General features: G+C 32.7%; 19 protein-coding genes. 3 read left to right on the top strand and 16 right to left on the bottom strand.

The window, feature by feature from the left end; genetic code table 11:
- Nucleotides 1–24 precede the first annotated feature (24 nt).
- Together OM075_RS19140 and OM075_RS19135 are read right to left on the bottom strand one after the other, a co-directional pair.
- The gene (locus OM075_RS19140) at nt 25–1044 is read right to left on the bottom strand and encodes an electron transfer flavoprotein subunit alpha/FixB family protein (RefSeq protein ID WP_301192154.1); all 1020 of its coding nucleotides are present in this window, start codon (nt 1042–1044) and stop codon (nt 25–27) included.
- A gap of 104 nt (nt 1045–1148) precedes the next feature.
- A complete protein-coding gene (locus tag OM075_RS19135) occupies nt 1149–2096 on the bottom strand; it encodes an electron transfer flavoprotein subunit beta/FixA family protein (protein WP_301192153.1) in 948 nt (315 codons plus the stop codon).
- Nucleotides 2097–2293: 197 nt separating this feature from the next.
- Here OM075_RS19135 and OM075_RS19130 point away from each other — a divergent pair, with 197 nt between their 5' ends.
- The 3 genes from OM075_RS19130 (at nt 2294) to OM075_RS19120 (ending at nt 5216) form a co-directional block, all read left to right on the top strand.
- Entirely contained in the window at nt 2294–2752 is a 459-nt protein-coding gene (locus tag OM075_RS19130; RefSeq protein WP_301192152.1) for a methionine-R-sulfoxide reductase, read from the top strand.
- A 147-nt stretch (nt 2753–2899) separates the two neighbouring features.
- Nucleotides 2900–4306 carry a DUF3078 domain-containing protein gene (locus OM075_RS19125; RefSeq protein WP_301192151.1) on the top strand — a complete coding sequence of 469 codons (1407 nt, stop codon included), beginning with the start codon at nt 2900–2902 and terminating at the stop codon, nt 4304–4306.
- Nucleotides 4307–4601: 295 nt separating this feature from the next.
- Nucleotides 4602–5216, top strand: coding sequence for an L-threonylcarbamoyladenylate synthase (locus OM075_RS19120; RefSeq protein WP_301192150.1), 615 nt, complete (start codon nt 4602–4604; stop codon nt 5214–5216).
- 83 nt (nt 5217–5299) lie between these two features.
- On the opposite strand, the gene OM075_RS19115 is transcribed toward OM075_RS19120, so the two are convergent.
- The 14 genes from OM075_RS19115 to OM075_RS19050 all read right to left on the bottom strand — a co-directional run bounded on the left by OM075_RS19115 (nt 5300) and on the right by OM075_RS19050 (nt 22885).
- Nucleotides 5300–5653, bottom strand: coding sequence for a cupin domain-containing protein (locus OM075_RS19115; protein WP_301192149.1), 354 nt, complete (start codon nt 5651–5653; stop codon nt 5300–5302).
- A 247-nt stretch (nt 5654–5900) separates the two neighbouring features.
- Entirely contained in the window at nt 5901–7352 is a 1452-nt protein-coding gene (locus OM075_RS19110; protein WP_301192148.1) for a TrkH family potassium uptake protein, read from the bottom strand.
- Nucleotides 7353–7392: 40 nt separating this feature from the next.
- Complete coding sequence (gene trkA, locus OM075_RS19105) at nt 7393–8733, bottom strand: Trk system potassium transporter TrkA (RefSeq protein WP_301192147.1); 1341 nt, start codon at nt 8731–8733, stop codon at nt 7393–7395.
- 134 nt (nt 8734–8867) lie between these two features.
- Complete coding sequence (locus OM075_RS19100; RefSeq protein ID WP_301192146.1) at nt 8868–10850, bottom strand: ComEC/Rec2 family competence protein; 1983 nt, start codon at nt 10848–10850, stop codon at nt 8868–8870.
- Between the two features lie 127 nt (nt 10851–10977).
- Nucleotides 10978–11367 carry an SRPBCC domain-containing protein gene (locus tag OM075_RS19095; RefSeq protein WP_301192145.1) on the bottom strand — a complete coding sequence of 130 codons (390 nt, stop codon included), beginning with the start codon at nt 11365–11367 and terminating at the stop codon, nt 10978–10980.
- Nucleotides 11368–11496: 129 nt separating this feature from the next.
- Complete coding sequence (locus OM075_RS19090) at nt 11497–12693, bottom strand: C1 family peptidase (RefSeq protein ID WP_301192144.1); 1197 nt, start codon at nt 12691–12693, stop codon at nt 11497–11499.
- Between the two features lie 114 nt (nt 12694–12807).
- Nucleotides 12808–13884, bottom strand: coding sequence for an AMP-binding protein (locus OM075_RS19085; RefSeq protein ID WP_301192143.1), 1077 nt, complete (start codon nt 13882–13884; stop codon nt 12808–12810).
- Nucleotides 13866–14912, bottom strand: coding sequence for an o-succinylbenzoate synthase (locus OM075_RS19080; RefSeq protein ID WP_301192142.1), 1047 nt, complete (start codon nt 14910–14912; stop codon nt 13866–13868). The genes OM075_RS19085 and OM075_RS19080 overlap by 19 nt, the downstream gene beginning before the upstream one ends.
- Nucleotides 14913–14916: 4 nt before the next feature.
- Nucleotides 14917–15822 (bottom strand): 1,4-dihydroxy-2-naphthoate octaprenyltransferase, encoded by a 906-nt coding sequence (menA, locus tag OM075_RS19075; protein ID WP_301192141.1) that lies wholly within the window; start codon nt 15820–15822, stop codon nt 14917–14919.
- Between the two features lie 28 nt (nt 15823–15850).
- Nucleotides 15851–17950 carry a methyl-accepting chemotaxis protein gene (locus OM075_RS19070; protein WP_301192140.1) on the bottom strand — a complete coding sequence of 700 codons (2100 nt, stop codon included), beginning with the start codon at nt 17948–17950 and terminating at the stop codon, nt 15851–15853.
- A 211-nt stretch (nt 17951–18161) separates the two neighbouring features.
- The gene (menB, locus tag OM075_RS19065) at nt 18162–18983 is read right to left on the bottom strand and encodes a 1,4-dihydroxy-2-naphthoyl-CoA synthase (protein ID WP_301192139.1); all 822 of its coding nucleotides are present in this window, start codon (nt 18981–18983) and stop codon (nt 18162–18164) included.
- 26 nt (nt 18984–19009) lie between these two features.
- The gene (gene menD / locus OM075_RS19060; protein ID WP_301192138.1) at nt 19010–20692 is read right to left on the bottom strand and encodes a 2-succinyl-5-enolpyruvyl-6-hydroxy-3-cyclohexene-1-carboxylic-acid synthase; all 1683 of its coding nucleotides are present in this window, start codon (nt 20690–20692) and stop codon (nt 19010–19012) included.
- A gap of 11 nt (nt 20693–20703) precedes the next feature.
- The gene (locus OM075_RS19055) at nt 20704–21810 is read right to left on the bottom strand and encodes a chorismate-binding protein (RefSeq protein WP_301192137.1); all 1107 of its coding nucleotides are present in this window, start codon (nt 21808–21810) and stop codon (nt 20704–20706) included.
- 25 nt (nt 21811–21835) lie between these two features.
- Nucleotides 21836–22885 (bottom strand): nucleoid-associated protein, encoded by a 1050-nt coding sequence (locus OM075_RS19050; protein ID WP_301192136.1) that lies wholly within the window; start codon nt 22883–22885, stop codon nt 21836–21838.
- Nucleotides 22886–23384 lie beyond the last annotated feature (499 nt).

Raw genomic sequence — 23384 nt, 5'->3', positions numbered from 1 at the left:
TAACATTAGCATAAAGCATACAGTCTACTTTGTGTTCTTTTTATATAATTTAACCAGTTTAGGAATGATGTCATTTACATCTCCATTAATCACATAATCAGCAATTTTATTGATTGGAGCATTGGAATCATTATTAATAGCGATAACCATTGATGACTCCTCCATACCTGCTGTATGTTGAATTTGCCCTGAAATACCACAAGCGATATACAATTTAGGACGAACAGTTACCCCTGTTTGACCAATCTGACGCTCATGATCAGCAAAACCTGCATCTACTGCAGCTCTTGAAGCACCTACTTCTGCTCCCAATACATCTGCTAACTGATACAACTGATTAAATCCTTCTTTAGAACCCATACCATAACCACCAGCTACTATAATAGAAGAATTTTTAATATTTACTTTGGATTTTTCCATATGACGTTCAAGAACTTTCACCACTAAATCCTCAGGTTTAAGTATTTTATCTACGTCAATATTTTTAGTTTTTCCCTTATGTGATTCACTATAAACTTCCATTTTCATAACACCTTCACGCACGGTTGCCATTTGAGGTCGGCAATCAGGGTTTATAATAGTTGCTACGATATTACCTCCAAACGCTGGTCTTATTTGATATAATAAATTTTTATAATCCTTACCTGCCTTTTTATCTGAATGATCTCCAATTTCAAGAGCTGTACAATCAGCTGTTAATCCACTTTGAAGAGCTGAAGAAACACGAGGACCAAGATCTCTGCCTAATGTAGAAGCCCCTAAAAGACAAATTTCGGGGTTTTCAGCCTTAAAAATACTTACTATAATTGCTGTAAACGGTAGTGTTGTATAAACTTCTAATCTTTTATCATCTCCTACATGCAGTATATCCACTCCATAAGGATAAGCTTGTTTTTCAATTCCTTTTAAATTGTGACCTAAAACAACTGCCTCTAGCTTGCAGTTCAGGTCATTGGCAAGAGAACGACCTTTTGTAAGTAATTCTAAACTTACATCTGCTATTTTGCCCTCTTCTATTTCGCAAATTACAAATACGTTACCCATTTTAATTTTTATCAAGATCAATGCTGCAAACCTCAATATTCAATATTAAAATTCTGTATTAAATATTTTTGTATTGCATTTTGATTTGTTAAACAAAGATTTTATTATCCAATTGTATGATTTTCAATCAACTCAACAATAAGCTGTTCCAATTCTAATTCATCACTTGAAATACGTTTAGATTCCTTAGCCTGGAATACAACATTTTCAATTTTCTTAACTTTAGTTGGTGAACCAGTTAAGCCTAACCACTTATGATCTGTTTCAATGTCGTTTACACTCCATTCTTCGATCTTTAAATAAGGCCGATCCTCAATGATATTGATATAATCTTCACTTTGTTCTTGAATTTCTGTAACGGTTTTGGCATGTTTATACTTCATTACCTTTTTTGCATTCCTTGGGCGGCAATCCGGAGCTGATGCATTTACAGTTAAAACACAAGGAAAAGTAGTCTCTATAAGTTCAACTCCTCTTTCTAAACGACGCTTAACTCGGATACTGCCTTTTATTTGCAAATCTAACTCCTCAGCTAATTTTGCATGAGGAACTCCATATTTATCATCTTCTGCAACAATACCTTCATTTACTGAAATAATTTCTTCTGCGTAAGTAACCTGAGGAAGGTTTAATTTTTCGGCAACCTGTGGTCCTACCTGAGCTGTATCTCCATCAATAGCCTGACGTCCTGCAATAATAATATCAAAATCCTTTATTTTCTTTATCGCACAAGATATGGCGTAAGATGTTGCCAAAGTATCGGAACCAGCAAATGCTCTATCGGTTAATAAAAATCCTTTATCAGCACCACGGTATAATCCTTCGCGAATAATATCGGCGGCTCTGCCGGGTCCCATTGTTAAAATAGTTATTTCGGTATCTGGATAGCGATCTTTTAGCCTTAAAGCTTGTTCCAATGCATTCAGATCCTCAGGATTGAATATAGCTGGAAGTGCAGCACGATTAACCGTTCCATCTGCCTTCATTGCATCTTTTCCAACATTTCTGGTGTCGGGAACCTGCTTGGCAAGGACAATAATTTTTAATCCCATATTTTATTTGATTTTAAGGGTGAGAAATTTTTTTCATGGCTAGCAAATTTAAAAAATCCATTGAATTACACAATCTATCCATCCGTTTTTTTATGCTATTATACAACAGTATAAAAGTTTTGTAATAATATTTCAATCTTGGGATCAACCATATTTATTATGGTGTGTTATAGTTTTAGAACTTAAATTGATAGAATATGAACTACTGGAGAATTACACTAATTTTATTGATTAATTTTACGCTATTAAATATTATGAATGCTCAGGAAAACAAATACAATCCACTTTCTAAAGAAGAGAAACAGGTTATTATAAATAAAGGAACAGAAATTCCATTTACGGGGAAATATAACAATAATAAAGCCTCAGGAACATATATTTGCAAGCAATGCAATGCGCCTCTGTACCGAAGTTCCGATAAATTTAATTCAGGTTGTGGATGGCCAAGTTTTGATGACGAAATTCCAGGAGCCATTCACCGGATTACAGATAAAGATGGTCATAGAACTGAGATTATTTGTAGTAACTGCCACGGACATCTAGGACACGTATTTTTAGGAGAAGGTTTTACGAATAAAAATGTGCGTCATTGTGTAAACTCTATTTCATTGACTTTTATACCTAGTGATTCAATTCCTCCCAACATCATTAAATAATAAAAAACATATTCTTTAATTTCATTAACAAGAAAAACGAACTATTTTTGCATACTAATTTTTGTGTCTAGAAAATCTATTTTTAAAATCTTTTGGCAAGAATATTGAGAAAAATCTTGCTACAAATGAAAAATACACAACCTTAATATGTTTAAAATAGGACCACACTCAAGTTTTTTCAGTAAATTTTCATTATTTCCAATAGTTGTTCTTTTTCTTTATTGTACTACATTAGAAGCCCAAGATTGGAATAAAATTAATAATAGCGCAAAACCTACGCTTCAAAAATCCTGGTTTCAGGATGATTTGAATTATAATATAAAAAAATGGGGTGCTCTAAAATTAGATTACAGATTTTTCATTTTAGATTCGACTGAATATTACAGAAATCAGGCATGGACACTTATTCCTCATTATAGAAAATACAAAGATTTTGTAATGAGTTTAAAGTATTATCCAGATTCATCTTTATCTGTAAACTTTAAACCAACATTAGTAGATAAAGAGTTACTAAATGAATCCAGAGGATATTTTTCTGTATTAATGTCAAATACAGAAAAAGATTTTGATCTATCATCTACTTTTGATCTCAAAAAAGAAAACGAAAAGATATTTATTGAAAATCCGGATCTGGTTAAACATGTTTGGAAAACCATACCAGAGCCACATCGTTTAATTACTGATAGACGCCATTTGAACAAAAGGTCAGCTGAAGAAGGCATCCGAAGCTTACTTTCTAATGATATTAAATATCCGGATAAATTAAAGGAAAAAACAAAAGTTAAAGGTCCTTGGACATTAAGTGGTACGGAAAGTATTCAGCTGTCTCAAGCATTTCTGGAGAACTGGACCAAAGGAGGAGAAAACTCTATATCCTTATTGAGTGACTTATTACTGAATGCTAATTATAAGAAAAACAAAAACGAATGGGAAAATTACATTCGTCATCAAATCGGTATAATTAGTTCAGAAAGTTATGCCACACAAATTAATAATGACCAAATTGAGATGAATAGTAAATACGGACTAAAGGCCTCTAAGAAATGGTACTACTCTGCGTTATTTAACTTCAAATCGCAATTTTTCAATGGTTACAACAATAAAAATAGAGAAGAAATTATTTCCGGATTTCTTTCTCCAGCATATTTTACTGGTGCGATTGGTATGGACTTTAAAAAAGATAAAGTATTTACCTTATTACTTTCTCCTTTTACAGCCAAACTCACATACGTTATGGATACAGCAAAAGTAGATCAAACTAAATATAAGATTGATGAAAATAAACGAAGTTCATTCAGTAATGGAGCCTCCATTGTTAATAAAATAGATTGGAAGATATCTACAGAATTAAGCTTAATTTCAAATCTGGATGCTTATGTCAGTTACTTTACCAAGGAGTCTTTAAAACAAATAGATTGGGAATTAATATTTAATATGAGAGTAAACCGATTTTTATCTACACGCATCAATACAAAGCTAAGATATTTTACCAATGAGTCGGAAAACATTCAGTTTAAGGAGAATTTTACAATTAGTTTTAATTACAAATTCTAATCATTCATCAACTTTTTTAAACTATTCGTAAATTTTAACATTATTTCACACAGATAGTTTTGTAGTTAAATACAATCCCACTATATTTGTAGTATAAATTTGAAAACAAGCTCATACAGAGCTAATTAAAATATTAAAAGTCTTAAATTTTCTCATAGTTTAGGGTTAGGTTTGGTTAAAGATTGAAAGCTACTATTTATAATAGTAGCTTTCTTATTTTATATGATATATAAAAAACAATAGTATATTACATATGCTTTAACAACAAGTCTAAATAATAATTATTCACTACGCCATGTTACTTAAAATATATCCAGAGAATCCAAATCCTAAAGAAATAAGGTTTGTTGTTGACGAATTAAAGAAAGGAGCTGTAATTATTTACCCTACTGATACTATTTATGGAATTGGATGTGACATTAATAATTCAAAAGCCGTTGAAAGAGTAGCCAGAATTAAAAATATCAATTTAAAGAAAGATCACCTTTCTTTTATCTGCCATGATCTTAGTCATATATCGGATTATACAAAGACCCTGGATAATAATACATTTAAGGTGATGAAGAGAAACCTTCCCGGTCCTTTCACATTTATCCTAAATGCAAATACAAATGTTCCTAAACTTTTTAAAAACAACAAAAAAACAGTAGGTATCAGAGTCCCGGATAATAGTATTATCAGAGAAATTATAAAAGAATTAGGTAATCCTATTTTAAGTACTTCAGTAATTGATGAAGATGATATTATTGAATATACAACAGATCCTGAATTAATCTACGAAAAATACGGCAAACATGTAGATTTAGTAATTGATGGTGGCTATGGCGATAACACGCCTTCAACAATAGTAAATTGTACCAATGGTGATTTTGAGATTATTCGACAGGGAAAGGGAGAACTTGAATTCTAACCAACAAAGATCTCATTTTAAAAGAAGCATCTTAATCCTATAAAAGAATCCAGGATGCTTCTTAAAATCTAATATTTTATTATTTATGACTCCTGAAATTCATCAATCTCATAAGATGGAGACATAACACTTAAGTACTTCAATATTTTAACCCCTGAATTCTTTATTCCATGCTTTGCATTAGATGGAACAAATACACAATCTCCGGGTTTTACAACTGAGTCTTCCCCATCCACAGACATAACACCAGTCCCTTCTAAGATGTAACAAACTTGTTCTGATTCATGCAGATGAACATATTGGTATCCCTTAGGTTCAACCTCTGAGATAGCTACAGTTAAATTATCAGCATTTGAATTTAATTTTGAAATCAATAAAAATGATTCAATGTTTTCTCCTTTAAAATGTGATACATTTTCTTTATTATAGACTTTCATAGCAGATAGTTTAAATTAGAGAATCAGACATGCTAGCTTAAAATAGTTAAATTATTATGCTGATTATTACCATTATAATCTAACATCAGCCCATTCACTTGTTATTATTAAATATATGTGATTAACCAGTTTATACCCTATTTATATTAGAATTAAAACTTATATCTAACGATACTATAAATTACCGAAAATACTATTACTAATCAAGTTTATTGAATACTATTACTTCTAATATACAAAACACACATTAATTTCGCCAAAAATACGGTGAAAACAATAACACTACAGTAAATATTTCTAATCTGCCAATTAACATTAATAAAGACAAGAACCACTTCCCAAAATCAGGGATATGTGCAAAATTAGCTGCTGGTCCTACTTCTCCTAGGCCTGGACCTATATTTCCAATACACGTAGCAACTGCTCCAATAGATGTATCGAGATTGTAGCCCATTATAGACATGATAATCATACTAATTCCTACAATGAGCATATATATTACAATAAAAGCCAACACATTAGTAACAACCGTAGAAGAAACAGCTTTTGAATTATATCTTACAGGAATTACTGCATTGGGATGGATTAAACGTCTTAATTCATAATACGCATTTTTAAGTAATATAACAATACGCATTACTTTTATTCCACCACCTGTTGAACCTGCACTACCTCCTACAAACATTAACATAAACATAACGATTGCTAATGTTGGTACCCAAACCAAATAATCTGCAGTTGCATAACCTGTAGTAGTAATTAAAGATACTACCTGAAACAATGCATCCCTGAAGGATTTTTCAACACTACTATCCCCTCCTGATACATATAAAACAACTGCTACCAGAATAGTAGTTACTAATACAAAACCTGTGTAATATTTAAACTCCTCATCTTTTATAATTCGCATAAACTTACCATTAAAAGCACTATACGATAATGTAAAGTTTACTCCGGCTACGAACATAAAAATGATAATAACATACTGAATAAACGCAGAATCAAAATAAGCAACACTAGCCTGCTTAGTAGAATACCCTCCAGTGGCCATAGTGGTAAACGAATGGCATATGGCATCAAAAAAGGTCATACCACCAATCCACAGCAATATAGTTTCTACTAGCGTATAAACAACATAAATTCCCCATAACCTTTTTGCTGTATCTGCAATTCTGGGATGTAACTTATCAGGAACAGGTCCTGGTACTTCAGCCACGAATAACTGCATACCACCAACACCTAACACAGGTAATATTGCTAACGAAAGAACTATAATACCCATTCCTCCAAGCCATTGAATAATACTCCTCCAGAATAATATACCGTGAGGTAGCGCTTCAATATCTTCGAGAATTGAAGAGCCCGTTGTAGTAAAACCAGACATGGTTTCAAAAAATGCATCAGTAAAAGAAGGTATGGCTTTACTTAGCCAAAAAGGAAGTAAACCAAAGAAAGAAAAAACAATCCAGACCATGGTTACAATAACATATCCTTCACGTTTTCCAATGGACCTTGGTACTTTCATATTAGCACCAAAGAGTATACCTCCTGTTGAAATACAAATTAATGCCGACCACAGAAAATAGGGTAAATCATATTCACCATAAATAGCAGAAACACCTGCTGTTATCAACATAAATACAGCCTCAACGATAAGAAGAAGGCCTAGTACTAATAAAACGATGCGTACATTAAGCATACATGATCAATTGGTAAACAATAATTATCTGGTAATTTTCCTAACTAAACATTTTCTCTATCTTTCTAATACCAGAAGGCATTGCAAACACCACCACTTTATCATTCGGAATAATTTCTGTATTACCAGTAACTATTATTGCTTTATTATTTCTTATTATACCACCTACATTAACATCCTTAGGCAGTTTTAAATCACACAGTCTTCCTTTAGTAATTTTAGAACCTTCACTAGCCACTAATTCAAGAACTTCAGCCTCAGATGCAGTTAAACATTTTACATGAGACACTCTTGCCTTCACTGTATAGCGATAGATATAACTTGCGGCAATTAGTTTTTTATTAATAAGAGTTCCAATACCAATATTTTCAGCAAGGTCAATATAATCCATATTTTCAACCTCTGCCACTGTTTTTTTAACCCCCATTTTTTTAGCCAACTGACAAGCCAGAATATTCACCTCTGAATTTGCCGTTACAGCCACAAAGGCATCCATTTTCTTAATACCCTCATCTTTTAACAATTCAAGATTACGACCATCCCCATTAATAACAAGTGTATTTTCCAAGGTATCAGCAAGCTTTGTACTTTTCTCCCTGTCGATCTCTATTAATTTTACATTATAGAAATCTTCCAGGCGTTGAGCTACTTTCTTACCAATTCTACTCCCCCCTAGTATCATCACATTTTTAACATCGAAATGCTCTTTACCACTATCTTCCATAACCTGCTTGGTTCCTTCCGGAGTGGTAATGATATAAGCCAGATCATTATGCCTGAAAACCTCATTTCCACGAGGAATAATAGTTTGACCATCTCTATTAATGGCAACGGTATTATATAATTTTTGAACGTGTTTTTCTGCTACTTCAGCTAATGTTTTATTTACAATTGGAGCATTATCTCTAATTTTTAATGCATAGAGAATTAATTTACCATCAGAAAAATCAATTTGCTGACGTATTCCAACACGTTTTAAAGAGGTTCTGATTTCTTTCGCTGCTAATTGTTCAGGATAAATTAATTGATCCACACCCAATTGCTGGAAAAACTCCTTGTTTTCAGGTAACAAATATTCATAATTGTTAATTCGTGCAATGGTAACTTTTGCACCAAGCTTTTTAGCCAGAACAGCTGACATAATACTCAATTCTTCGTATGGCGGAACTGCTATAAACAGATCACAAGAAGCTACATTAGCTTGTTTCAAATCTTCGATTGATGAAACTGAACCTACAATTGTCATTAAGTCAAAATGAGCATCAATCTGACGAAGACGTTCCTCATTATCATCAATTAAAATTACATCATGATTTGCATTACACATCATTTTTGCCACATGTGTACCTACTTCTCCTGCTCCTGCAATAATTATTCTCATCGGTAATTTTATTCAAAAAAATATTCTATAATTCGATAACCTGAAAATCGCAGTAAAAATAAAAGATAATATTAAAAACAATGTACCACAAATGAATTATTTATCAACTTGTGTGCGAAAACATTTTGGGCAAATTATAACTCAATAGCTCCATTTAATGCAACAAAATAAACTCGTTGAGAATCATATTGGTGATTATCTGCAATTTGCAAACTCTCGTATCGTGAAAAGGATGAATCAAATATTACTTTTGCAGACTTAAATTCTGCAAAAATATCTTCAATAATATTTTTAGTGACCTTATGCGTAACCACAATTACATCTACATTTAAATATAAAGAGTCTAACACACTCAAATCAACAGCACCATTAAGTATTAATCCACGCAAATTTGAATTATAAAACGGAATAATCTTCTTCGATGCAAAATCCACTTGATCAATTGTTGTATACAGATGATTTCTCCATAGAGGCATAATATTTCTTTCCAATTCTACATCAGAAAGCTTAGAATCCTCAAATAGGTACCTATCGTTTATAGAAATACTAGAAACCGCACTTTTACCTTTAATTTCATGAATAACTAATTTCTCTTTTGATAACTGATGATATGACTTGAAGGAATTTAATGTTACAAACAGAACTATTGAAACTAAAACTCCTATAACATTTTGATATGTTCTCTTATTATTATAAAGTACTATAAATATAATCACAACATAAAACATTCCTACTTCAAATAATCCCAGCTGCAGTCCAGCATATTTCGACAGAGGAAACTGATTAATCCAACTTGCTACTTCTATTACAAATAGTACTATTTCATTTAATCCACTCATCAAGAATGATACTACCAATGAATTTACAGGACAAAACATTAACAGCAAACCTCCTATAAATACAAAGGGAATCAAGGGAACGATAATAATATTGGATATAAAAAACCATAAAGGGAAATAACCAAAGGCATAAATAACAATGGGTAAAGTGCCTATTTGAGCAGCTAAAGACAATGAAAACAATGACCAAATAAACTTAGTCCATGGCTTTGCAAAATACACCATTGTATTTATTCTTGGATAAAAATAAACGATGGAGATTACTGCCATAAAACTTAACCAGAATCCGATATTAATTATAGCTTCCGGATTTAGTAATAGAATGATAAATGCTGCAATTGCAAGTGCATGATAAATATTATAATTAACACGACTCAAGCTTTTGGTTATAATAAACATGGAGAACATTATGGTTGCTCTAAATACAGAAGGAGACATTCCTGTTAATCCTGCATAAAACCATAAACAACTCAAGATAATAACTAATTGTACTTTCTTATTTATTTTTGATTTAAACCCGCCTAGTAAAAAAACAACTATCAGATAGATGATGCCAACATGCATACCAGAAACAGAAATAAGGTGCATTAAACCTGCTCCTGAAAAATCACTTTTTACATCATTATTAATCTGAGTTTTATCGCCTAATATCAATGCTATTAATATAGAACTTACATTATTATCAAGGCCTACAGTCAATAGTTTATTTTCAAAATAATTCCTTATCAAATAAAAATAACGTCGCACAGAAAATCCTGATTCCAATTTATAACACTGATCAGAATCAACATAAAAGCATCCGAATATTTTCTTTGATTTAAGATATGCTCCATAATTGAAAGCGTAGGGATTCCTTACTGATTGAATCTTTGTCAATTTAGATTTAAATAATATTTGATCACCAGGTAAAAGAGGGGTTTGAAGACTATCTTTTTTAATATAAAGAAGGGATTTAAAATATACAGACTTTTTAATATCTGTTCTTGTGACAAGGATTTCAATATTTTGTTTTGTAGCATCCTCTTTGTATACATCTAACACACTCCCCTTATAAGATAAAGGAATGTCGTATGGTAACTCAGCAGTTTTATTTATTGCATTACTACACCATCCTCCTAATAGAAGAGAACAATTTATTAATAATCCGGCAACCCATCTTTTAGCATACTTTTTTTCAAACTTAAAAAATAAATAGATAATCGTTAGAAGTAATACTACAACAAAAGTGTACTGAAGGTAAGCTGATACAGGAATATATAGACTTAGTAGTCTACCCATAATTAACGGTATCAACAATCTAACAAATGGGAAAGCTCCATAAGGGAATGGTTTCATAAAATTTAGGTTAGGGAGTTGGTTTAGTAGGATTCTATTTTTTATAGAATCCTTTTTTTATATTAATGCATTAATCTTCCTCAAAGAATTCTTTAATGGCACCTAAGTAATAATCATTCCAACCTTCACAGATATCATCAAAATCTTCCTCTGGAATATTTGTGTGATTCAACTCTACCTGGCAATGATTTTTCTGTTCAAATATTTTTATTGTTACAATCGATGGCTCTGGTTGTTCGCCAAAATACCATTGCTGAACTACTTTTTTATTTGTCTCAAACTCTATATTCTTACCAACAATATCACCTTCCCATAATGAAAACTCTGTATCAGGTTCCGTGCTCATTTGAGCTGGGTAACCAGACCATAATTCAATAGTAAAAGGATTGGTTATTGCTGCATATATATCTTCAGCTTCAGCCTTAATTTTAATTCGAGTTTTATAATCTTTATAACTCATTATTATCAGAATAAATTAAATAAATAATCTTTATGCAAATATAAAAAAAAAGCTACCTCTACGAAGAGATAGCTTTATTCTGATATCATTTTACAATGATTGGGTAAATTGTTTTTTGATACCTGAACTTTATTTTATACCTAATTTCTTTTTAAGCTCTTTTGGAAGTACATTTTTATTAATCATGATGTTCATTGTTTTTAGTAGAACAAATGATTCTGATGCATAAAAATATCCATCGTACTTATTATTTGTATTCCATGAGTTTTTCACTTTGTAATAAATATTTCCTTCCTGATCTTTAACCATTCCGGTAATATGCATACCATGATCGTCTGTAGTTAAGTAATTATCAAATTGAGTTTGACGTAATTCAGGAGTAATTACTTTTTCTTTAACAGGACCTTCAAAACTATACATCATTTTTTCTCTCTCAGCTTTAGTCATGGTTTCCCACTTTGTTCTTTCAGAGTCAGAAAGCTCTTCAACATCGCTTTCAGGAACAATAGCAACACCATTTCTGAATGAAAATCCTTTTTCACTTACGTCAGAAGCCCATGCAAATGTATGTCCCTCTTGTAATGAAGTTTTCATGATTTCTTTTAAATCATCAAGCTTTACATTATATACGGATCCCCAAACCCAGTTGTCAGGAACCTCAAATATAAATTGAGAGTAGTATGGGTGATGTGTGAATGAAGTAACGATGATATAATCTTCAGGATTAATTCCCATATACTCTTTTGAGAAAGTATTTGGCGTATATTCCTTACCTTCGTAAGTAAATGTTTCAGGATATTCTCCCAGGTAAGCATCTAAAATACCATTGAATCCCTTATGCCATACTGGAGTTAATTTTTTATTTGAATTTTTAATTACCCCATCAACATAAGCCTTAAGTAATTCATCCATTTCACCATGAACATGATTATCCTCTCCATACTGTAATCCTGTGTATGCTTCTTCAGGTACTAAACCATAGTTTCTCCAGGTATACAATACATCTTCAAATGAACCTCCGGCACCAAAGTTTAATGAACCATGTAAACGAACATACTTAACTGCTTTGTCAGAATAACAGTTTCTTACAACAAACATTTCTGATAAATTGATATCTTTTTTGCCTGCTTTAAGCATCTCTGATTCAAGAAATGATAATCCTGAAAAACTCCAACAAGTACCAGAACGGTACTGATCTTTTACTGAAGTTGCATCCAGATCATAAATTGTTTCGAACTTATAACCTTTTTCTTCCTCCTGTGCCATGATATTGCTTGCTAACACAACCAACAATACTATAGCACATAATAATCTAACATTCTTCATATATATCTATAATCTTTAATTTTAGGGACCAAAGAAAATAAATATATAAACACACTAATATGATAAATAACAGGTTTAAAGCACTACAATTTTATCGAATTGGAGATTAAATAATTACAGCTTTATCAGTTGTTTTAAATCAGCACGTTTGATCTTATCCGTTTCTGTGAGAGGAAATTTTTGAACGATACATACTTGCTTAGGTTGCTCATAATTAGAAAGATGAGAAATTAAAGCTTTTATTTGTGAGATATCATTAATTACATTGTTCTCTTCAACAACAAGCACAAGCTTTTCTCCGAGTTTAACATCAGGGATTGAGGAAATATAAAATTGACCAGGTATTCTATTTGTAAGCTTAGCTTCAATCTCCTCAGGAACAACTTTAATACCCCCGGTATTGATAATATTATCAAACCTACCCAGCCAAATAAACTTCTGATCTGATATAAGATTTACAATATCATTAGTTACAATAACCGAATCTGCAATATCATTTGCTTCAATAACCAGGCAGTTTCTGTCATCTAATGAAAAAGCAACTCCGGGCATAGCCTCAAAAACCTCATCCCCAACTTTTTTTATGGCTACATGCGAAACGGTTTCCGTCATTCCATAAGTTTCGTAACATACAGTTTGAGAATTTCTAAGTTTTGCAACCAGTGTTTTAGATATAGCACCTCCTCCTATAATGATCTGCTTAACCTTTTCTCCTTTTAAAACTTCACCTATACAATTACTCACCTGCAAAGGAACCATAGCAGTAAAATCTATACTATGATTTAGATTTTCAAGCGGATTACCGGATGGTTGTATCGTTATTAAATTAAAACCACTTACAAGTGCACGCACAATCATCATTTTACCTGCAATGTAGTTGGCAGACAAACATAACAATGCCGATTTTTCTTTACTTAAGTTTAAAAAGCTGTTTGTTTTTATAGCAGAAGCAATCATATGTTTCTTCTTAAGAAGAATAAGCTTAGGTTCTCCTGTTGAACCGGAAGTATGGGCTTTTATCTCTTCAGAATCATTGGTCCACTCGAGCAAGAAACGATAAATATCTACAAGCCAATCGGGAGTCTTCTTACTTGCCAATTCATTTTTACAATAATCAACAAGTTGTGGCCCATCAAGATATGCTCCATTCAATGTTATACTATTGTATAATTTCATGGTAGTTTCCCCCATTCTGTATTTTGCTTATAACACAAGTGACCATTTTCAACAACTAAAGGAGATGATATATTATTGGAAAACACTTTCCCTGTCCCTAATCCCTGTGGCATATTCGTATCCTGAATTGCTGTCCATTGAGCAATCGCATTCAGGCCAACATTTCCCTCCAAAGCAGAAGTTGCCCACCAACCAACCTGATATTTATTGGCTAACTCAATCCACTCTTCACAAGCTTTAAATCCACCTAACAACGATGGTTTAAGAATAATATAAGAAGGATTAATCTGAGAAAGTAACTCTGCTTTTTTCGCCATTGAATGAATCCCAATAAGTTCCTCATCCAAAGCTACCGACAAAGGAGATTGTTTGCAAATATCCGCCATTTCATTCCATTGTCCAGCCTTTATGGGTTGCTCTATTGAATGAATATCTAACTCATACAACCTTTGCATTTTGCCAATGACCTCATCAGGTGAAAAAGCCCCATTTGCGTCCACTCTTATTTCTATTTCTTTTACGGAATATACCTTTCTGATTTCTTTTATTAGATTGATTTCATTTTCAAAATCCAGTGCTCCTATTTTAATCTTAATACAATTAAAACCTTCCTGAAGTTTCTGAGATATTTGAGTGGTCATATATTCAATATCACCCATCCAGATCAACCCATTTATAGGTATATTCCTTTTTCCCGTATAAAAATCTGAATGAAATATTTGGTGTTTACCTCCGTTTTGCAAATCCAACAATGCCATTTCAATTCCAAATCGAATCGAAGGCCAATCTATAAGAGATTCCTGATAATTTAATTGATATTCATTGATATTATCACAAACTTCTACCAGTTTATCCATATAATCTGGTCTGTCATCAAAACTTAATTTTGGAAGAATTGAGCACTCACCAATTCCTATGATTTGCGGCTTATCTTTCTCAAAAACCTGAATATACCAACTGTCTTTTGTTGTTAAAACCCCTCTGGAAGTTCCTCCTGGAGTTATAAATTGAAATTTATGTGGAGTTATTTTAGCTTGTAACATCAAATCATAATAATAACAGTGGTAATCCTAAAAACAGCACCAAAAGAAAAGTGGATATAGCTAATTTTTTAAGATAAGGATATAACAACATCGGATCGTTATTTTTATACACAAAGATCAGATCTTTTAATAAAAGAATAAACACCAAAATAAATATCCATTGATACCACTCAGTAAAGTTATATATGCCAAAAATAAGGAGAGAAAACAATGCACCCAAATGCAAAAACACATGATACTTTTTTCCCCATTTACTTCCATTTTTAACCACTAATGTATTCTTGCCTGTTTTAGCATCAGTTTCCACATCTCTCAGGTTATTTAAATTCAAAACACCAACGCTTAAAAAGCCCATTGCAGAAGCAGGCAGAACAACCCATAAATGAATGGTACCCGTATGCAAAAAGTAAGTCCCTAATACACCTACTAATCCAAAGAATATAAATACAAAGATATCACCTAAACCCCTGTAACCATAAGGATTTTTACCTACAGTATATTTTATTGCCGCTGCTATAGCTCCAATACCAAGAATAAATAAACCGATTGATTTAATACTTACAGCTCTAAAATTGCCAAAATAAATAAGTATTATTCCTGATAATAAAGAAAGCGACACGAATACAACAACCGTATTTCGCATCGCTTTCCTGGATATTTTTCCGGATGCTACCATTCTTTCCGGTCCTACTCGCTCCTCATTGTCAGCACCAGAAATTGCATCTCCATAGTCATTAGCTACATTTGATAATATTTGTAAAAATATAGTAGTAATAACAGCAAATATTCCAACATAAGAATGATAACTATTATGGTAGGCTGCAATAATATTTCCCATTAACACAGTTGATACTGCTAATGGTAAAGTTTGCAACCTGAATGATAAAATATATGGTTTAATATTTAACATACGCTTAATTTAATAAGCGGCAAAGATATTAAAACGACTCAAAATCTTTTTCAAAATCCTTATCGAAAATTTTAATTTGCTCATTTGGTGACTTAACTATATTCACTGTTGGCTTATCTGTGTGATTAACCTTACTTTTCATTTCGAACTCAGATTCATCAAAGTCATCTAATGCTACATTAGCTTCTGAGTCCTTTTTGAAAGCTTCACGTACCTCATTTTCATCCATTTTAAAATAACTCACCAACTCTTTAAGGTGATCAGCCTGAGAGGATAATTCTTCTGCACTGGCAGCCAATTCTTCACTTGCCGATGCATTTTGTTGCGTTAAATTATTTAGTTCCTGAATAACGGTATTTACCTGTTCGGCTCCTTTTAATTGCTCTTCACTGGAAGTAGCAATTTCCTGTACCAACTCTGTTGTTTTTTCAATCTCAGGAGCCATTTCCCCTACTTTTTCACCTGCAGACTTAACCACATCAAAACCCTCTTTTGATAGGCTTAATATTTCATTTGCGGCGTTTTTACTTACTTCAGCTAACTTTCTAACCTCTTCTGCAACAACAGCAAAACCTCGGCCCTGGGTTCCTGCTCGTGCTGCCTCTACTGCAGCATTTAAACTTAATATATTAGTTTGAAAGGCTATATCTTCAATAATCTTAATTTTATTGGAAATAGAACTGGTTACCTCAATTGACTTGTGTGTACTATCATAAACACCCTGCATCGTATCGTGGGCTTTTAATGAAATCCCCTCTGTATTTTTAGCATTTTGAGAATTCATCTCAATATTACTAACCATTTCTTCCATAGTTGATGAAACCTCTTCAACAGAGGCGGCCTGCTCAGTAGCACCTTGTGAAATTTGTTGAGATGTAGAACTAACCTGATGCCCTGCAGAGGCTATATTGGAAGATCCGGTAATAATCTCGGAAACAATTCCTTTTAGTTTACGGATCATATCGTTTAATGCCACAGCCATTTGACCTATCTCATCTTTCTGATCAATATCTATATTAACGGTTAAATCACCATCGGCCACTTTTTTAGCGAATTCAACCGTTTTACCAATTGGTCGGCTAATGGAACGTGCCATATATCCATTAAACAAAACGAACACAACAACCCCAATCAACAATACAATTATAATAACACCTATTATATCATAAATTTCTTTATGAACTTCAGACTGGTAGAAAGATACAGCTACATATGATTCAATTGCCGGAATATATTCATAAAACAAGGCCTTTTCTTTACCTTCAAAATGATAATAGAACTTACCAATTTCACTTTTTAGCGCATTTTCCTGTATTTTCTGAAAGAACTCTTCATTGGAATAATTCACTCCCTCACCTGTAGGATGAATAAGCATTTGACCATCTTTACCTATTAAGAATGGATATCCTGTTTCCAAGTATTTTTTACTGGCAAAAATGCCTTTTATTTTAGATAAATCCTTCTCCTTTAGGCCTACATACAATATTCCCTGAACTTCTCCATCAATAAAAATAGGTTCATAAACTGTTAAATACCAATCATCTACCACAAAAGCTCTGCCTTGATAGGTTTCACCTTTTAAAACGGTTTGAATAACTGGCGATTCATTCGGAATATAAGTATTAACTCCACGTTGTCCTTCTTTATTCATCACATTAGTTGAGATGCGCAGAAAACCTTGAGGTATCCTTTGAAAAACAGTAGCTGTTCCATTCAAAAGATCACCAACCTCTTCAACAAAATCGTAATGATGATACAACAAATCTCCTCCAAACTTAAATTCCGGAATCTCAACATCTATTTTTTCATGAGTTAATTGATTAACAGCAAGAATTTGCGATGTTTTATTTTTATTCAATGCTAACTTTCGCTGATAAAATAACTTATTAGCAACGCCTATGCCTGATTCAACAAATTCCTGTTTTGTTTCAATCTGTAATTCAATCATTCGTTTCAGATTCTTTGTTTCTTCAAGAGACAAATCATCCATAGATTTCATCAAAGTACTGTATTCTGAATAAACAGCGAAGGCACCTAAGGTGGTAATGATTAAAACAACAATGGATCCTAAGACCAGATTTAGTCTTCTTCCAATTTCAATATTCTTCAACGACCATTCCCTCTTCATAACTATAACTATAAGTGTAAAAAATTATGTTTAGGATTAGTCTCGAAAATTATGTGTTGCGTTGGTAGCTATAGTACGTTTATGTAGGGGTAATTGTTTTCTATCTTATTCAAAATAAGGCATTAAAACATTTTAGTCTAATTTTCTAATATAGTATTTTGTAAAAAAAGAAGCCCTAGCTCATTTAACAACCAGGGCTTCTTGAATAATATCATGGAAATTTTGGAAATTGTCCAAAATCCGGATCTCGTTTTTCCAGAAAGGCATTTTTACCTTCCTGAGCTTCCTCCATTAAATAATACATTAATGTTGCATCACCAGCCATCTCCATTAATCCATGCTGACCATCTAACTCTGCATTAAGACCTCGTTTAATCATTCTTAAAGCTAGAGGACTTCTTTTCATAATAGTACGACACCATTCCACTGTAGTATCCTCTAACTGCTCCAGAGGAACTACCTTATTCACCATACCCATTTTTTCAGCTTCTTCGGCAGTATATTGCTCGCACAAAAACCAAATTTCACGTGCTTTCTTTTGTCCCACGTGACGCGCTAAGTATGATGATCCAAATCCTGCATCAAAGCTACCTACTTTAGGGCCAGTTTGCCCAAACCTTGCGTTTTCTGAAGCAATAGTTAAATCACAAACCACATGCAGAACATGACCTCCACCAATTGCATAACCATTTACCATGGCAATAACAGGCTTTGGCAACGAACGAATTTTTTTATGTAAGTCTAAAACATTAAGACGAGGTACACCATTTTCATCAATATATCCACCTACGCCTTTAACTTTTTGGTCGCCACCAGAACAAAAAGCTTTATCACCTGTACCGGTTAAAACTACCACATTAATATCCTGACGCTCTCTGCATATTTCAAAAGCATCCAGCATTTCCATGTTGGTTTCTGGTCTGAATGCGTTATATACTTCAGGTCTGTTAATGGTTACCTTTGCAATACCTTCAAAAAACTCAAATTTAATGTCGGTATATTCTTTTATTGTTTCCCAATTATATTTGCTCATGTCGTTTTTAATTTATCCTATTTTCGTTATGATTTAAGATATTTAAAATACCCTCTAAGTAATTTTCCATTTATTTCATTTGGAGTAAAAACCTCCATAATAACAGGTTGGTTATTACATAATAATAACTCCTCATATCCCTGTTTAAGTTCATCCTCCGACGAACATGCAATATACTTTAAATTAAAAGCTTTTGCTATATATTCAGCTGTTTGCTGATGTTTAACTTCAAAGAACTCTTCTAACTCTTCTGTTTCAGCAGAACCAGGAATAAATCTAAAGATACCACCTCCACTATTATTGATCAAAACAATTTTAAAGTTTGGTTTCAGATACTTATTCCACAAGCCATTTGAATCATAAAAGAACGACAGGTCTCCAATTACTAAAAGTGTAGGTATATCTGACACAGCAGCGGCACCAACGGCAGTACTTAGTGTACCATCTATACCACTTGTTCCTCTATTGGCAAATGAATTCACTTTTATTTCATCCTGGAATAACTGAGCATAGCGTACCGGAGTGCTATTGGCTAATTGTAAATTACATTCCAATGGTAAATTTGTAAAAACATATGACAAAGCTTTTATATCACTCCATTGGCTATCCTTTATATATTGCTCATGCTTTTTACGAGTTTCAATAGCATGTTTATTCCAAATATTAAAATAGTTACTATTCTCATTATTTAAAAGAGGGCCTGTCTGCTTAAAAAAATCTAAAGGATCCATTTTTACATGCATCGATAAACCCTGAAACGTATCAATAATATTACTATTTAAAGAAACGTGCCAATGTTCTTTAGGTGCATTTTCTCTTAAAAATTTCTTAATCTGCTTACTAACAATCTGTCCGCCAAAAGAAATCAACAAATCAGGCGCAAATGGAGTTTCCTCAGCCTTGTCCAGGCTAAATATCTGCCTATCGATACTTTCAATGATTCTTTCCCCTTTAATATTTGATGTTGTTTCTGTAAGTACAACAGTATTTAATTGTTTGGAAATTATATTGATAACTTCGTTCAATTCACTATTGGGATGATTCACACCACAAATAACCATTACTGAATGATATTGATTCCATTTCTTAGCAATATTGGACAATTGATTTTCCGACAATGTACGAATGGGATCAAGTTGGGATATTGAGATATTAGTATCCTGAACATGACTCGTTCTTCCGTATAATGGTTCCCGTAAAGGAATATTTATATGAACCGGACCTGCAGCATCACTGGTTGCTTTAATAAAAGCCTCTGAAACGATCCGTTTGGCATACCACTGATCATCATTATGTAAACACTCAACCGGTAAACTGGTTTCAAATTTAATATAGTTATGATATATGCCCTTTTGATTTATGGTTTGTCCATCAGCCTGACCTACCCATTCCTCTGGTCTGTCAGCAGTTAAAACAACCAACGGTATTTCCTGATAGTAGGCTTCAACAATAGCCGGAGCATAGTTTAAAGCAGCAGAACCACTCGTACATAGTAAAGCAACAGGCCTTTTTAATTGCTGAGCCATTCCCAGCGCAAAAAAACCAGCACTTCGTTCATCAACTATAGTAAATGTTTTTATTTCCGGGGTAACGTTAAAAGATAAGGTTAAAGGTGCATTTCTTGATCCCGGTGAGATTACAATTTCTTTTAATCCATTGGCTACACATTGCTGCACAAGAATTTGAACACTCTTTTTATCTGATAACATATATTGGTAATCTATTTATTATTTTTCAATTCATTAATTACATCTAAAAGCGTACCTGCTTTTAATTCGGTTTCATTCCACTCCAGTTTAGCATCAGACCCTTCGGTAATGCCGCCCCCTATGTACAAATCAACACCTTCATCAACAAACTTAAGACTCCGTATGTTCACATATAAATTCAAACTATCCTTACTTACTTTACCAATAAAACCAGAATAGTAAGAACGTTGATGACCTTCTACGGAATGAATAACTTCCATTGAAGTCTGTTTAGGCAAACCGCAAACTGCTGGAGTAGGATGTAAATCAATAACAAACTCACCCACTTTTGCTGCTATATCATCTAATGGAAAATTATATATAGTTTTAAGATGAGACAATTTACCTGCTTTAACACTTACAGGACCTTCAACCTTATAATTTACAACATTATACTGATTCAACAATCTATCCATATAATCTGAAACATACTGTTGCTCATTAAGCTCCTTCTTATTCCATGATTTTTCCTGATCGTCATATTTTTTTGTCCCGGCCAATGAAACCGTCTGAACGGAGTTATGCTGTATTTGCAGAAGAAGTTCAGGTGTTGCACCAATCCACAAACCAGTATAAGATGTATAATACATAAATGAATATGCATTAGGATAAAGCGCGCTTAATTGGTAATATAAATCAACTGCTTTTTGCGTCGGAAATGAATCAATATGCTTTACTCTTGACAAGATGGCTTTTTGGATATTTCCTTTTTTTATGGATGCAAACAAATTTTCAAACTGCTCCAAATAAATGGAATAATCAGCATAAAGATTATTTGCTGTAGCCAATTCATCCTGTCCTTTTGCATTGATTATATGATCTACACTTAATTTTTCAACTGAACCTTCAACTAATATTGAATTTTTCAGAAAAACACCTTTATTGGTTTCAAAGGAAAAAGGAGCAATAAGGTACCCATCTTTATCTATAAATTCTGATAACTGATTTTTATCAAAAGCAGAGACATCCTCACTAATCAATAATATATCTTTATCCGTTCCCGGGTACCTGTATATGGAAAACGATACTTTATTTTGTACACACTTAATTAATACCTCTTCCTGACTATATTTTTGCACTATATAATATTTCTTCTGGATAATATTAGCTTTCAATTTCGTAATAAAGCGTATAATAATTTAATCCGCGCTGCTGATCATATCCTCTTTCAACATAATCTCTTCTTCCATGAATGTAAACATGAAAATTTTTATCCAGTTTTAAAATGGATTTAAAGGTTCCTTTTTGCCCCTTTACAGCACTTTTCGAAATATCAAATTCTTCTTTTAACGGAATACTATTTTCTAATTGATAATTCTCCTTGTAATCCTTAAACGCATCAATAATTTCAGGTTGGCCCATTACTTCATGTTCAAAGTTTGCTTCGTTGAAATTATCTTTATTATTAAAAAAATCCATGGATCTGTTTAACATATCAATCTGATCTGCCCTAGGAACTTCGTTGTCTTTATTATAAACATTATCCACAAAACCACGGCACATTTCCATGTAGTTACGTGTAAAGTAATAATTATCCTCACGAGGTTGCAGTCCTAAAAAATCATCCACCCAAAAACGAGCCTCATTACCTTTATTAATATTATCAACCGAACAAATTTTATATCCTTCTTCTTGCTCTGTATTAAATATTAAACAACCTTTATCAAGCTTTTTTATATTGATCCCTTCCTGTGTTCCCAGTTCAAAATTTTGCTCCTTAAGATAAACTTTTAAAAAGGTTTCTTTATTTTCAGACTTGAATATTCCAAGTGCGTTTACCAGCTCACCATCAACAACAACATTATTAAACATTGCCATGTAAAATTCTCCACCTTTAATTTTTGGATGATTCGAATTTTCATATAACCATTCGGCTAATTGTATAGATGATTGATAGAAATCCCCTTCTCCACTAAAAAGATTACTTACGTTTACATAAACCAGATTTTTTTCAATATCCTCTTTATGCCAGAAATTATAATAGGAATCCTCTTTAAATGGTTTAAAAAAATAATTAAGTAACACATCTGTAACCATCTCGTCTCCTTGAAGATTCATGGTACTTTTTGAGAACCTCAATGGCTCAGCCTCAGCTCTTGCTCCTATTTGATGAACAACCATATTATCAATGGTTGCTTTCGAGAAATCAATCATTTTAAAATCGTATTTACCTTTACAGCCTACAAATATAACAATATGAAACGAACATAGATATTTGAAAATCCAAATTCATACACAGGAGAATAATTAAAATGAGTTACAAGGTACTTATGGCAATTTAAAACAAATGACAACATATAAAACGAACGAATTTATTCTGAATTCCTAAAATGATCAAAACGGTAATAGATATTATAGTTCAAAAAAAGTCATCTCCAATTCGTATAACCTGATCACCTTTTGTAAAATAACAACTTTTATGAGAATCATTGCTCTATTCATAATATCGCAATTACAAAAAGAACATAAAAGTAAACTCATGCGGATTTAATAATGATTTTTTAAAAAAACAGAGTCTCAGTGCCACAGTCTTTATTTTTAACACTTGATTGATATCTAATCACTAGTGACCGAGTAAAAAAATAAAAGAGGGTACTTCCTTTCGGTTTCCCCTCAAAGTTGTAAATTGATTTTGCGAAACTTTTTACAACAT

The sequence above is a fragment of the Plebeiibacterium sediminum genome (genome assembly GCF_026013605.1).
In the GTDB taxonomy this organism is placed as follows: domain Bacteria; phylum Bacteroidota; class Bacteroidia; order Bacteroidales; family Marinilabiliaceae; genus Saccharicrinis; species Saccharicrinis sediminus.
Note: the sequence above shows the minus strand (reverse complement) of the source record. Positions and strands in the feature narration are given on the sequence as shown.

Excerpts from the sequence above, each read along its gene's own strand:
- OM075_RS19140 (WP_301192154.1), bottom strand. The coding sequence starts at position 1,044 with ATGGGTAACGTATTTGTAATTTGCGAAATAGAAGAGGGCAAAATAGCA.
- OM075_RS19135 (WP_301192153.1), bottom strand. The coding sequence starts at position 2,096 with ATGGGATTAAAAATTATTGTCCTTGCCAAGCAGGTTCCCGACACCAGA.
- OM075_RS19130 (WP_301192152.1), top strand. The coding sequence starts at position 2,294 with ATGAACTACTGGAGAATTACACTAATTTTATTGATTAATTTTACGCTA.
- OM075_RS19125 (WP_301192151.1), top strand. The coding sequence starts at position 2,900 with ATGTTTAAAATAGGACCACACTCAAGTTTTTTCAGTAAATTTTCATTA.
- OM075_RS19120 (WP_301192150.1), top strand. The coding sequence starts at position 4,602 with ATGTTACTTAAAATATATCCAGAGAATCCAAATCCTAAAGAAATAAGG.
- OM075_RS19115 (WP_301192149.1), bottom strand. The coding sequence starts at position 5,653 with ATGAAAGTCTATAATAAAGAAAATGTATCACATTTTAAAGGAGAAAAC.
- OM075_RS19110 (WP_301192148.1), bottom strand. The coding sequence starts at position 7,352 with ATGCTTAATGTACGCATCGTTTTATTAGTACTAGGCCTTCTTCTTATC.
- trkA (WP_301192147.1), bottom strand. The coding sequence starts at position 8,733 with ATGAGAATAATTATTGCAGGAGCAGGAGAAGTAGGTACACATGTGGCA.
- OM075_RS19100 (WP_301192146.1), bottom strand. The coding sequence starts at position 10,850 with ATGGGTAGACTACTAAGTCTATATATTCCTGTATCAGCTTACCTTCAG.
- OM075_RS19095 (WP_301192145.1), bottom strand. The coding sequence starts at position 11,367 with ATGAGTTATAAAGATTATAAAACTCGAATTAAAATTAAGGCTGAAGCT.
- OM075_RS19090 (WP_301192144.1), bottom strand. The coding sequence starts at position 12,693 with ATGAAGAATGTTAGATTATTATGTGCTATAGTATTGTTGGTTGTGTTA.
- OM075_RS19085 (WP_301192143.1), bottom strand. The coding sequence starts at position 13,884 with ATGGGGGAAACTACCATGAAATTATACAATAGTATAACATTGAATGGA.
- OM075_RS19080 (WP_301192142.1), bottom strand. The coding sequence starts at position 14,912 with ATGTTACAAGCTAAAATAACTCCACATAAATTTCAATTTATAACTCCA.
- menA (WP_301192141.1), bottom strand. The coding sequence starts at position 15,822 with ATGTTAAATATTAAACCATATATTTTATCATTCAGGTTGCAAACTTTA.
- OM075_RS19070 (WP_301192140.1), bottom strand. The coding sequence starts at position 17,950 with ATGAAGAGGGAATGGTCGTTGAAGAATATTGAAATTGGAAGAAGACTA.
- menB (WP_301192139.1), bottom strand. The coding sequence starts at position 18,983 with ATGAGCAAATATAATTGGGAAACAATAAAAGAATATACCGACATTAAA.
- menD (WP_301192138.1), bottom strand. The coding sequence starts at position 20,692 with ATGTTATCAGATAAAAAGAGTGTTCAAATTCTTGTGCAGCAATGTGTA.
- OM075_RS19050 (WP_301192136.1), bottom strand. The coding sequence starts at position 22,885 with ATGATTGATTTCTCGAAAGCAACCATTGATAATATGGTTGTTCATCAA.